The sequence below is a fragment of the Chelonobacter oris genome (assembly GCF_000772535.1).
In the GTDB taxonomy this organism is placed as follows: Bacteria; Pseudomonadota; Gammaproteobacteria; order Enterobacterales; family Pasteurellaceae; genus Chelonobacter; species Chelonobacter oris.
This window is the reverse complement of the sequence record NZ_JSUM01000014.1, coordinates 1-13,297: the sequence shown is the minus strand read 5'-3', so window position 1 is coordinate 13,297 and position 13,297 is coordinate 1. Positions and strand designations below refer to the sequence as shown.

General features: G+C 44.0%; 8 protein-coding genes and 1 pseudogene. 4 read left to right on the top strand and 5 right to left on the bottom strand.

The annotated features are described in order from the left end of the window. Positions 1 to 59: 59 nt before the first annotated feature. The 4 genes from fumC to OA57_RS08790 form a co-directional block, all read right to left on the bottom strand. On the bottom strand, positions 60 to 1,457 hold the full coding sequence (gene fumC / locus OA57_RS08805; protein ID WP_034616527.1) for a class II fumarate hydratase: 1,398 nt from the start codon (positions 1,455 to 1,457) through the stop codon (positions 60 to 62). Positions 1,458 to 1,694: 237 nt separating this feature from the next. Continuing rightward, positions 1,695 to 2,186: an acetolactate synthase small subunit gene (gene ilvN / locus OA57_RS08800; protein WP_034616524.1), complete on the bottom strand. Its 492-nt coding sequence runs from the start codon at positions 2,184 to 2,186 to the stop codon at positions 1,695 to 1,697. Beyond that, positions 2,186 to 3,904: an acetolactate synthase 3 large subunit gene (locus OA57_RS08795; RefSeq protein ID WP_034616522.1), complete on the bottom strand. Its 1,719-nt coding sequence runs from the start codon at positions 3,902 to 3,904 to the stop codon at positions 2,186 to 2,188. The genes ilvN and OA57_RS08795 overlap by 1 nt, the downstream gene beginning before the upstream one ends. A gap of 248 nt (positions 3,905 to 4,152) precedes the next feature. Continuing rightward, positions 4,153 to 5,685 carry a Na+/H+ antiporter NhaC family protein gene (locus OA57_RS08790; protein WP_034616521.1) on the bottom strand — a complete coding sequence of 511 codons (1,533 nt, stop codon included), beginning with the start codon at positions 5,683 to 5,685 and terminating at the stop codon, positions 4,153 to 4,155. A gap of 411 nt (positions 5,686 to 6,096) precedes the next feature. Here OA57_RS08790 and OA57_RS08785 point away from each other — a divergent pair, with 411 nt between their 5' ends. Together OA57_RS08785 and purU are read left to right on the top strand one after the other, a co-directional pair. Continuing rightward, the gene (locus OA57_RS08785; RefSeq protein ID WP_034616519.1) at positions 6,097 to 6,501 is read left to right on the top strand and encodes an H-NS family histone-like protein; all 405 of its coding nucleotides are present in this window, start codon (positions 6,097 to 6,099) and stop codon (positions 6,499 to 6,501) included. A gap of 73 nt (positions 6,502 to 6,574) precedes the next feature. Beyond that, entirely contained in the window at positions 6,575 to 7,411 is an 837-nt protein-coding gene (gene purU / locus OA57_RS08780; protein ID WP_034616516.1) for a formyltetrahydrofolate deformylase, read from the top strand. Positions 7,412 to 7,583: 172 nt separating this feature from the next. Here purU and OA57_RS12925 read toward each other — a convergent pair whose 3' ends face one another. Continuing rightward, positions 7,584 to 8,330: a CatB-related O-acetyltransferase gene (locus OA57_RS12925; RefSeq protein WP_034616512.1), complete on the bottom strand. Its 747-nt coding sequence runs from the start codon at positions 8,328 to 8,330 to the stop codon at positions 7,584 to 7,586. 310 nt (positions 8,331 to 8,640) lie between these two features. Here OA57_RS12925 and OA57_RS08770 point away from each other — a divergent pair, with 310 nt between their 5' ends. After that, entirely contained in the window at positions 8,641 to 11,754 is a 3,114-nt protein-coding gene (locus tag OA57_RS08770) for a UDP-N-acetylmuramoyl-tripeptide--D-alanyl-D-alanine ligase (protein ID WP_161788345.1), read from the top strand. A 798-nt stretch (positions 11,755 to 12,552) separates the two neighbouring features. Beyond that, positions 12,553 to 13,297 (top strand): annotated as a pseudogene (locus OA57_RS12275) (hypothetical protein); the annotation flags it as partial.

Below are 13,297 nucleotides of genomic sequence, written 5' to 3'. Positions count from 1 at the left end.
TAATTGACCTTAGAATAAAAAACGGGATCCGAAGATCCCGTTCGAGCAATACAAACAGTCTATTTTTTCAGACTGCCGACCATATCTTCAGGGCGTACCCACTGGTCAAATTGTTCAGCGGTGACCAAGCCTAAATTAATGGCTTCCTCTTTCAGGGTTGTACCGTTTTTATGTGCCGTTTTGGCAATTTTCGCCGCATTTTCATAACCGATATGGGTATTAAGTGCGGTTACCAGCATTAAGGAATTTTGCAATTGCATTTGAATACGCGGATGATTCGGCTCGATTCCGACGGCGCAATGTTCATCGAAAGAAACACAGGCATCAGCCAGTAATTGGGCGGATTGCAGGAAGTTAGCCGCCATTACCGGTTTAAATACGTTTAATTGGAAGTGGCCTTGCGTGCCGGAAAATGAAATGGTGGTATCATTTCCCAAAATTTGTGCGCAGACCATGGTCAGGGCTTCACATTGGGTCGGGTTGACTTTGCCCGGCATAATGGAAGAACCCGGCTCATTTTCAGGGATCAGAATTTCACCGATACCGGAGCGAGGGCCGGAAGCCAACAGGCGGATATCGTTTGCGATTTTATACAGGGAGACCGCCAACTGCTTCAGTGCGCCGTGTGTTTCAACGATGGCATCGTGGGTGGCCAGTGCTTCGAATTTGTTTTGTGCGGTGACAAACGGTAAACCGGTAAATTTAGCAATATATTCCGCCACTTTCACATCATAGCCTTGCGGCGTGTTTAGCCCGGTACCGACGGCTGTACCGCCTAATGCCAACTCTGCCAAGTGCGGTAGCGTATTTTTTAGCGCTTTGAGTCCGAATGCCAATTGTGCCGCATAGGCGGAAAATTCCTGACCAAGTGTCAACGGCGTTGCATCCATTAAGTGAGTACGGCCGATTTTGACTACATCGTTAAATGCAGCCGCCTTTTCGGCGAATGTTTTTTGTAGGCGCTCGACACAAGGAATTGTGGTTTCGACCACTTTTTTATAAGCCGCAATATGCATGGCGGTCGGGTAGGTATCATTGGACGATTGCGATTTATTGACGTCGTCATTCGGGTGGATAATACTTTTTTCGCCCAGTTTTCCGCCGTTCAAAACATGGGCACGATTGGAAACGACTTCATTGACATTCATATTGGACTGGGTACCGGAGCCGGTTTGCCAGATCACCAGCGGGAACTGCTCATCCAGTTGACCGTCCAGAATTTCATCACAGGCTTGAGCGATTAAATCACGTTTTTCTGTCGGCAGCACGCCTAAATCGGTGTTGGCATAGGCGGCGGCTTTTTTCAAATAGCCGAACGCTTCGATAATTTCATGCGGCATAGAAGCGGCAGGACCGATTTTAAAATTATTGCGTGAACGTTCGGTTTGTGCTCCCCAATATTTGTCCGCCGGAACCTGAACTTCACCCATAGTGTCTTTTTCAATACGAAATGTCATAGTTAATGTCCTCTGTTAATAGAATAATCGGTAACGGGAAAATTTTAACATTACTGCCTCTTAAGTGGAATGGACAGACATGATCTAAATCATTGCAAACGAAGTTTTGTGAGTGAAATCACGTGGTAAGGCGATAAGGAAGTGATGATGCGACTTCGCGACATTTTACGCCGGACACCCACGAATACGATGTCCGGCAGAGGATAAAAGTGCGGTTGTGAAACCGCCCGATCACTGTTATAAGCAGTTTTTTTCACCGCGTGAAAGGCTGATGAGGCCGGAGCGGACGACTTCGATAATCTCGCTTTCCTGTTTTACCGACGCCATAAATGCATTGAGCTTGTCTTTGGTTCCGGCTAATTGAATGGTATAGCTTTTCGGGGTAACGTCGATGATTTGTCCGCGATAGATATCCGACAGACGTTTGATCTCATCACGGGTGTTACCTTGCGCTCGGACTTTCAGCAACATGACTTCACGCTCGACATGTTCGCAGTCGCTCAAGTTGATGACTTTAAATACATCGACTAATTTATGCAGCTGCTTTTCAATCTGTTCAAGGACTTTCTCTTCCCCGAACGCTTCGATGGTCATCCGCGATAATGTCGGATCGTCGGTCGGTGCGACGGTCAGGCTTTCAATGTTGAAGGCACGTTGCGAAAATAGGGCGATAACGCGCGACAATGCGCCGGATTCGTTTTCTAATAAGACTGAAATAATTCTGCGCATTATGTTCTCTCCGTTTTACTTAAAATCATCTCGTTCATGGCGCCGCCGGCAATTTGCATCGGGTAAACGTGTTCGGTTTCATCAACCAGAATATCGACAAAGACCAACTTATCCTTGAGGGAAAATGCATATTCCAGTTTCGCTTCCAATTCGGCGGGATTGTCGATTTGGATCCCGACATGGCCATAGGCTTCCGCCAGCTTGACAAAATCAGGTAATGAATTCATGTAGGACTGTGAATGGCGTCCGGCATAAATAATGTCCTGCCACTGTTTTACCATGCCTAAAAAACGGTTGTTCAGGCTGATAATCACCACGGGAATGTTGTATTGCTGTGCGGTCGACAGTTCTTGGATATTCATCTGAATGCTGCCGTCGCCGGTAATACAGACCACACAAGCATCCGGGTGTGCCATTTTTACCCCCATCGCCGCCGGTAGTCCGAATCCCATCGTACCGAGACCGCCGGAGTTAATCCAGCGGCGCGGTTTGTCAAACGGGTAATACAGGGCGGCAAACATTTGGTGTTGCCCGACATCGGAAGCAATATAGGCTTCGCCTTTAGTGATTTTGTAAATCATCTCTACGGCTTGCTGTGGTTTGATGACTTGATCGCTGTGTTCATAAGTCAGACAGTGCCGATCGCGCCATTGCCCGATTTGCTGCCACCAAGATTCTAAGGATACCTGTGATTTCAAGGTGTTTTCGTCGCTCAATAACGATAAGAATTCATCTAGTACCAACTCCGCGCTGCCGACAATCGGAATATAGGCATGCACATTTTTGGAAATAGACGTCGGGTCGATATCAATATGAATGACTTTCGCATTCGGACAGTATTTTTCCAGATTATTGGTAGTGCGGTCGTCAAAGCGGACACCCACAGCTAAAATCAAGTCGCTTTCATGCATGGTATTATTGGCTTCATAAGTGCCGTGCATACCCAACATACCGAGAAATTGTTTGTCCGTTGCCGGAAAACCGCCCAACCCCATCAGTGAGCTGACAACCGGCAGATTCAATTTTTTGGCAAACTCGGTCGCCTGATCGGCGCAATTGGCGCTGATGATGCCGCCGCCGACAAACATAACCGGTTTTTTGGCGACCAATATGGCTTTCAGCGCTTTTTTAATTTGTCCTTTGTGGCCGTGAATATTCGGATTATAGGAGCGTAAGCTGATGGAGTCCGGATAGATATAAGGAATTTTATTGGCGGGATTGACGATATCTTTAGGCAAGTCAATGACGACCGGCCCCGGACGACCGCTGGCGGCAAGATAAAATGCTTTTTTGATCGTCTCCGAAAGATCTTCGACGCGTTTTACTAAAAAACTGTGTTTTACCACCGGACGGGAAATGCCGATCATATCGCATTCCTGAAATGCATCGCTACCGATTAAGGCGCTGCGGACTTGTCCGGAAAAAACAACCAGCGGTACGGAATCCATGTAAGCGGTGGCAATGCCGGTAATCGCATTGGTTGCGCCGGGGCCGGAGGTTACCAGTACGCAGCCGACTTCACCGGTTGATCTGGCATAGCCGTCCGCCATGTGAACCGCCGCCTGTTCATGGCGTACCAAGACATGTTCGATTCCGCCGTGTGTTTGAATGGCATCGTAAATATCCAGTACGGATCCGCCAGGATAGCCGAAGACAAATTTTACGCCTTGGTCACGGATAGCCTGTACAATAATTTCAGCGCCCGATAGTTTTTTCATCAATCACTCCTGAATTAATCTCTTGGTATGTTCAAAGATGGATTATTTTTACGATAAGTTCTTGGCTTTGTCTACTCTTTTTTTATGTAAAAATAGGTTTGTTTCGGGATTTTTAAAGTATAAAATGCTTTAATTAATTTATTTTCGATATTTTATAAAAATAAAGGCATCAAAAAATAAAAAAATGCGATAATGTATCGCATTTTATAAAATTCAAAAAATTATCTGCTTATTGCCGAAAGTGCGGTTTAACCAGTAGTACGTTTTTTTAACAGCAAAATCAACCCTATCATGACGACAGCCGTTGTCAAAAATCCCAGCCCGCCGGAGAGTGTAAAGCCCAATACCACATAACCGGCGGCAGACGCAGCGGCAACCAGCAAGGCGTAAGGTAATTGGGTTGTTACATGGTCGATATGGTTACAGCTTGCGCCGGTAGAGGAGAGGATTGTCGTATCGGAAATCGGTGAACAGTGATCGCCGCATACCGCCCCCGCCATGACGGCAGAAAGGCAAGGCAACAATAATGAAGGTTCGGCGTGCACGGCAATTGATGCGGCTATCGGCAGCATAATGCCGAATGTGCCCCAGCTGGTACCGGTTGAAAATGCCATAACTGCCGACAAGATGAACAGTAATACCGGCAAGAAACCAATGGATACGGAATCACCGATTAAACTCGATAGGTATTTTCCGGTTTGCATATCGCTGACAATCGTATTAATCGTCCAAGCAAAGAACAGGACTAAAATCGCACCGATCATCGATTTTGCCCCTAAGCCGTATGCAATAGCATATTCTTTTAATGAAATTTGTTTTGAGCTTAATGCACAGAGAGTGGCGATGATTAACGAAACGCCGCCGCCGACCACCAATGATGTGCCTACCGTGGTATTTTCAAATGCGCCGAGAACGGAAAACGGCAGTTGATCAGCGGCCAGCGCTTGCGCACCGGTGTAGATCATCATGCTTACGGTTGCCGCAATCAGTGCCAAAATAGGAAAGACCAGATCGCGCACACGTCCCAATTTGCCGTCTTGCGCATCTTCTTCGATTGCCGCGGCATTTTCTGCATTGCGTTCAAAATGCGCCATAGGGCCGATATCAAAGGAGAAAATAGCCACGATAAACACAAGCACCAAGGCGAAAATCGCATAGAAATTCATGCCGATCATCGCCACAAATGCGCCTATCGGTGAGTATTCGGTTATGGCATGTGTTGCCAGTAAACCGCCGACCAAGGTAATAATATAGGCGCCCCAGCTGGAAATCGGCATAATGACACACATCGGCGCTGCGGTTGAATCCAGCAGATAAGCCAATTTGGCACGGGAAATTTTATATTTATCGGTGACCGGACGGGCAATGGCGCCGACCGCCAGACTGTTGAAGTAGTCATCGATAAAAATAAACACCCCGAGAAAAACGGTTAATAATTTTGCGCCGCGTTTTTGTTTGATATGTTTTTGCGCCCAATTGACAAATGCCCTATTGCTGCCGGAAATCGTCAGTAACGAGGTCAATATGCCTAATAAAAGCAGAAAAATAATAATATTGGTGTAATCGGCATTCAGCCCGCCATCGGTATAAACCAGCGATAAAACACTGGAAAAGACATATCGGGCGGCGTTTAGCACATTGCCGCCGCTCAGCATTAAGGCGCCAATGATAATACCCGCACTTAACGAAAGCAGAACTTTACGCGTAATCATTGCCAATGAGAGCGCCAATAGCGGCGGAATAACTGACCAAAATGAATGAGAAAAATCAACAAAATCCATAAAAAAGTTCCATCACAGAAGACAAATCACTGCAATAAGTGATTTTATCAATAAAACATGATCGCCCGTCAGACCATGCAAGCTAAAATTTAACACGTAATCTTCTTGTATTACGTACACCATATCCATTACAAAATTCGATTAACGCAGGTTCTACTATATTGGAATGAAAGGATTGGTTTCCTGAAGTGCGGTGCAGACCCACGGTGTTCAGGATAACGGCAGACAAAAGACTACAATAAGAACCCAAAAAAACCAAGTTAAATTAAATCAATGGCTCCGATTTTAATAAAATTTCACGAAAATATAATAAGACATATTATAAATCGTTTGATTATCCGTTTTTTTTCCTTTATATTTCTAGCTAAATATTCACCGATTTTTACTCATGAAATTTTTATAGGATTGATTATGAATGATTTGATTAAGAAGTTATCTAATTTACGCAGTGTTCGCGGATTGGCCAAAGATCTGTCTTTGGAACAACTGGAAGATATTGCGGCAAAGTTTGTTATCGTTATTGATGAAAAAAAAGAAGAACTGCTGAAAATTGAACAGCAGGAAGCAGAACGCAAAGAAAAAGTGGCGGCATTAAAGGCGCAATTGGAAAAGAGCGGTCTGAGCAAAGAAGAACTGGCGACATTATTATTGGATAATCCGGCTGCAACAGAGCGTAAGAAACGTGCTCCTCGCCCTGCAAAATACCAATATGCCGATAATGGTCGGCTAAAAACCTGGACAGGACAAGGCAGAACGCCGAAAGTTATTCAAGATGCATTAGACAGCGGAAAGTCGTTGGACGATTTTACAATCTAAATCCACGCTTCAATTTCAACCTGTTAAAATAAACCCGTAAGGGTTTATTTTTTTCATATTTAAAATAAATTATATGATTGAAAATAAAATTTTACTGACGGAATGTCCGGATGATAAAGGGCTGGTTGCCAAAATAACGAATATTTGTTACAAGCACCAACTGAATATTACCCATAATAGTGAATTTGTCGATAACAGTAGTAAACGTTTTTTTATGCGTACCGAATTACAAGGTATCTTTAATGACGAGATATTGTCTACCGAATTAGATCTGGCATTACCGACCGGCGCAAAGCACAGTATTATCACGCGTCAGAAAAAGCGCATCGTTATTTTGGTGACTAAAGAAGCGCATTGCCTGGGCGATATTTTAATGAAAAATTATTATGGCGGTTTGGATGTTGAAATTGCCGCCGTCATCGGCAATCACGATACTTTACGCAGCCTTGTCGATCGGTTTGATATTCCGTTTCACTATGTCTGTCATGAAAATCTAACCCGCGATCAACATGATCACTTATTGGCGGAGCAAATTGATATTTATCGCCCCGACTTGATCGTGCTGGCAAAATACATGCGGGTGCTGAACCCTAAATTTGTCGAACGCTACCCGAACCGGGTGATCAATATTCATCATTCGTTTTTGCCTGCCTTCATCGGCGCAAAACCTTATCAGCAGGCTTATGAGCGCGGCGTGAAAATTATCGGCGCAACCGCCCATTTCATTAATAATGAATTGGATCAAGGCCCGATTATCATGCAAGATGTGATTAATGTCGATCACACTTATGATGCGTACGCCATGATGCGCGCCGGACGTGATGTTGAGAAAAGCGTACTGACCCGAGCATTGGATTTAGCGTTGAATGACCGTATTTTTGTTTATGAAAATAAAACGATTGTGTTGTAAGGCAAGACTGACTTAAGTATTACATTCTCTTAGTCCCCTAATGTCAGCCATTACGGGGATTTTTGTTTTTTTCGACTGAAATCTTCGCCGGCATACATATTATCCTATCGGCAGAATAAAAGCCGTCGGAAAGATCATATTTCAGACGGCTTTTGCAAGATTAAGACGTGATTTATAAAATCAGTGGTTTCGGCTCAAATGCGGCTAACTCATGTTGTTTATCGCCAAATTCACTTAAAAACCGTTCTATATCGGTAATATCCAGCTGCTGTATATCCGGAAAGGCGTAACGCCACCACTGGCTTTCCAACAGCCGTTCAATCTGTACATTGTTAAATCTGTATTTAATTAATTTGGCCGGATTACCGCCTACTATGGCGTAAGGCGGTACATCTTTTGTGACCACGGCATTTGCAGCAATGACGGCGCCAGTTCCAATATGAATGTTGCTTTTTAATACGACATTGGCACCAATCCACACATCATGGTCGATGATAATGCCGTCTTTACGCCCGCTGATACTTTCATTGGTCGGGCGACGATAATATTTGGCTTCTATATTATTGTCTAAACAATATTGTTTGAAAAATAGCGAAAAGCGGTCGTAAGTGCTGCTGCTGGTTGTTAGCCATTCATAAGGGTGTCTGACCCCGAGTACTTTTAAACCACCGGCAATCGAACAGTAACGCCCGACTTCGGTGTTTACCGGTAAGCCTGCGGTGCAAGAATAAGAGAAGCTGCCCATGGTAAAAACATTGCTTCCTTCCACAAAAGCGGTATAGGGTTCAATTATTCTGCCGGACTCATAACGAATCAAATCGGTATCTTTATGTCGCGGTTCATCGGTGCGGAAGCGAAAAAAGATATTATGGGCTTTAAATTTTTCTTTTAGTTCACCAAATGGTGTGCTGTTTACCATGAGATGTACCTCCTATCTGAATGATTTCAATTGAATCGGCTGCGGATTGTATTCTCTTTTGTGCGCTGTTGCCTGCCATATTATCTGATGCTTAAAACGATTTATTTTCGGAATTTACTTAAGTTTGCGTTTAAAATAAAAAACCTTTCTTTTTCTTGATTTTGCGGATTTTTACTAGCCGATTAGTTATAATTAATAATTACTATTTTACCATTAATTTACTGATTACTGCGCTATTATGACTTCATTATTGACTTTATTCACCAACCGGCTGCCACAAATCTATTCATGTTATAAACAACAGCATAGCATGGGTGAGTTGGCAGATACTTTAATCATTTCACTCAGTAGTGGTGAAAAACGTGCCAAGTGTGCCAGCCTGTTTTTTAATAAATATGAATTGGCAAATAGCGACTGGGCGTGCGTGCAAGCCAAAATCGAGGATAAAATCAATGCGCTTGCTAAGCATTTTGCGCAGCCTGTTAAATGGTTGAAGGTGGAATGGGTGATTGCTGAATCGGCAATGAGCTGGGCGGCATTACAGCAGGAATTGCAGAAATACAAACGGAATTATTTCCGTTCAGGTATTGCATTCAAAGGGATGACTTCCCCTTGGCTGATGGCAACAGAAATGGAACTCAATGCCCATGCTGCGCTTTATTTAGGGGCGGATAAACCCTTAGCCGGCATCAATCAGGCAAACTTGGAACGCTATCTGAAAGGACGTTTTTCTTCCAAACAAATGCCTGATTTTAAAGCGGATATGCCTGTGATTACCTTTGTGACGGCGGGCGTATTTTTAGATGCCGATACGCAACAACTACACATTCTTTCAGCCTTGCCACGCCAACACGGGCGCCGGACGTTTTTTGCCTTAGATCCTGAAACAACGAGCGAATTAGTGCATTTAAGCACTCAATATTTAAGTCGCCAAATTGAAGAGAGCGGTTTGTTTCAGTATGGAAATTTCCCCTGTTTTGACAAGCCCATTCCAACTTATAACACGCTGCGCCATGCCTCCAGCACTTATGCCTTGCTGGAGGGGTTAGAATTGTGCGGGCAATTAGTGGCGACTAAAGCTAACGTGGCGACCGAAATCAGCCCGCATATTCTTAAGACAGATGAATTACAAACAGTACGAACACGCATAGAAGCGGCAATTGATTATTTTGTTACGCATAATATCTGCCGTTATGCTGATGGCAAAGCGTATGTGTTGGAGGTGAACAATGAAATCAAGCTTGGTGCCAATGCGGTGGCGATTTTGGCGTTTGTAAAATACGCACAAATGTTCCCCGAAAATGACCGCGCTTGGCAGTTGCTGAAGATATGTGAAAACCTGGCTGTCGGCATTGTTGCCATGCAGGAAGAAAATGGCGGTTTCGTGCATATTTTAGACGGGCAAACATTGGCGGTTATGGAGAAAACCCGTACCATTTATTATGATGGTGAAGCGGCATTTGGTTTAATGCGTTTATATGGGGTGACGCAGGATCCCCGATGGCTGGCTTGTGTGGAACGGGCATTTGATTTTTTTATTGCTAATCACCATGAAAAAGCGCACGACCATTGGTTGTCTTACTGCTCAAACGAATTGGTGCGTTACAAGCCTGAGCGGCGTTATTTCCAATTTGCGGTTGATAACGTGAAAGGCTATCTGAATTTTATTCAGAACCGATTGACCACGTTTCCAACATTATTGGAATTGTGTATGGCATTTCATAAAATGCTGCTTAAATTAGACGAATTTCCTGAATATCAAGATGTACTCGATGGTTTTGATGTGGCAGCGTTTTATACCGCTCTGCATACCCGTGCAAATTATTTGGTCAACGGCTTCTTCTTTCCTGAGAATGCCATGCACTTTGCCAACCCGAATAAAATTCTACACGGTTTTTTTATCCGTCATCACGCTTTCCGTGTGCGGATTGATGATGTGGAACACTATTTGTCAGGCTTTGTGCATTACTATGAATTGTTAAAAAACGGCAATTATCCGAAGAGTTTGCAGCAACAAAAAAACAAACAAAATACCGCCTTTAATGCGGTTAATGTGGAAGTGGCAACCAAAGGAAAATGGCATACGCCTGCGCCTGAAAACTGGCAACCGACGGGGGTGAGCATTTTTCCCAAAAGTTTCCAAAAGGGGCATATCATCGTTGCTCGTGGGAAAAATATGCAAACAGGTTATTTGCCGCTTCCTGCGGTGAAATCCTTTGTACTCAAAGGAGCATCGGCGGTTATCTGCGATGATCCTGAAGCTTATGCCGGGCTTGGTGTGCCGTTGTTAATAGTGAATGATGTGCGGAAGGCAACATTGGATTTAGCGTATTTGGCACGTTCGACTTATCGCGGTAAAACCTACGGCATTACAGGCAGTGCCGGTAAAACCACCACGGTTGCCATGTTGAGCCAAGCACTATCCGCCATTGCGCCGACTGCTCAAACGCAAGGCAGTGCGAATTTGCCGATTGGTATTGCATGGAATATAGCCTGTATGTCGCAAACTGCTGCACATTGGGTATTGGAAATGGCGATTGGCAATATGGCGCTTAACAGCCAATTGGTGAAACCTGATGTTGCCGTGATCACCAATATTGCGGCAGCGCACTTGGAATATCATAATGATTTAGATACCGTAGCACTCAAAAAATCACGTATTTTTGATGCTATGCCGCCAAAAAGTTTGGCGGTAGTATGTCGTGATATTGCTCAGTTTGAATTAATTGCTGTTGCTGCACAGCGGCAACAGCTCGTTCTGGTAAGCTATGGCGAACATCCGCATGCGGATGTTCGCTTGTTGAGTTATCGGCAGGGCATCGCAAAAGTATCGTTGTTCGGTCAAGAAATGACGGTGAAATTAGCTGCGCAAGGTAAGCATCTCATGCTGAATGCCTTAGCGGTTATCACCATCGCATCTCAGCAAGATTTGGATTTGCCCGCTATTCTGACCGCACTTGAGCAATTTCAACCGGTGGAAGGGCGTGGTGATGTGTCTCAACGTGTTTATGCAAACAAAACGATTACGGTGATTAATGAAGCCTACAATGCCAACCCGTTTTCTATGAAAGCGGCTTTACAGGCATTTGCAGATGATACAAGCCTGCCTGAACAGCGGATATTGATATTGGGCGATATGTTGGAATTAGGGGCGGAAAGTCAGAAACACCATTTGGAATTACAGGATGAGGTGCTGCAAACGCAAGCAAGTATGGTGATTTTGTGTGGTGCGGAGATGCGGTCATTGTATCAAGCATTACAACCGTTAAAGCGTATACCGCACTTGTATTGGGTACCGGATGCTGAAGCCGTCATCAAGCTGTTTGAAAATAACACGATTATATTGAATGACTCGAGTCGGGTGTTATTGAAATCGTCAAATGGTACCGGATTGCACCGTGTTGTAAGTTATTTACGTCTGTAGTGACTCCAAATTTTGCAATATTTTAAAGATATAATTCATTCATTAATAGACAAGGATGGGCTGAGGATGTTTGGGCGGAAGTAAAGCAAAAAGATCCTCAATTCGACCGTGATATTTGGCGGGTATTAAAGCGTACTGCCACTCAGTACCAACCATCTGAGCATCAAGCGCAAGAACCACAAAATTTTTTGAAAATTGAGTTACAAATAACGCGCGGCTTGTCAACGCTAACAAGCGAAATGACACGCACCGTTTCATGAACTATTTCTCCCACCTCGGTTAATTGCTATCTGCAATCTGAACATCAAACACAAGACCAACAAAAAATTGAAAGTTTAGTTGTGAATTATGACAGTTAGTGTCGGCGGCTTGACATTTGTTATCATTTTACCTTTAATTGTCAATTAATTTAAATTTTTATCTTGAGCTCGCACAAAGTTTGTGATATAAACGCACGCTGAATTATATTTACAAACTACAAACTACAAACTACAAACAATAAACTTACATAACTGACATAAAAGAGTGTTTGCCGCGTAATCGTATTTTGGCGAATTCTCTAAATTTATTACTGTTAATTTTTAATTTAGGATAAAAAATATGCCAACAACTTTAAAAGTTTTGAATGCAAAAACTGAAATTGCAAATTACAAAATTACTGATACCGAAACATTGATCATCAAAGCACAAGATCAAGTAAATTATCAATTAATTGATGATTCAACCGGGTTTGGACCACAAAATATCATTGCTAAACGTATGGGTAATGATCTACATATTTTGTTAGAAAATGGTGATATGGCGACAGATATTACCATTGAAGATTATTATGGTGAAGATGCGGCAGGTACAACCAATTTAGTTGTTGGTCAACATGAAAATGGCAATATTTATGCCTATGTACCGGAGTCCGGGCAAACTCCTGATGCGGTTAGTATGCTTGCAGAGCAAATGTCTGCTCCACAAGCACTGGGAGGAGACGAAATCAGTGGATTGTGGGTATTTAGTCCGTGGTGGTTGTTAGCGTTGGTTCCATTAGCAGCCGTAGCCATTGCCGCCGGCAATAGTGACGGCAAAAATGCAAATCCTGCCGAAGTGGATACAATAGCCCCAAACTCACCAACGGTTGAAGCTCAAGACAACGGATCCGTTATTATTACCCCACCGGCAGACGAAGACACCGAACAAGTGGAAGTGGTTTACACCAAACCGGACGGTACTCAAGGCACGATTGTTGCGGAAAAAGACGATGACGGTAAATGGACAACGACCAATCCGGATGTGACTATCGATCCGGATACCGGCGTCATTACCATTCCGGCAGATCAAGTCAAAGACGGCAGTGAAGTAACGGCGACCGCCACCGATGAAGCGGGTAACGAAAGCAAACCGGACAGCGATACCGCCAAAGATGTGACTGCACCGAATCCACCGGATGTCGTGGCGCAAGAGGACGGCTCGGTCACCATCACCCCACCGGCAGACGAAGACACCGAACAAGTGGAAGTCAAGGCACGATTGCTGCGGAAAAAGACGATGACGG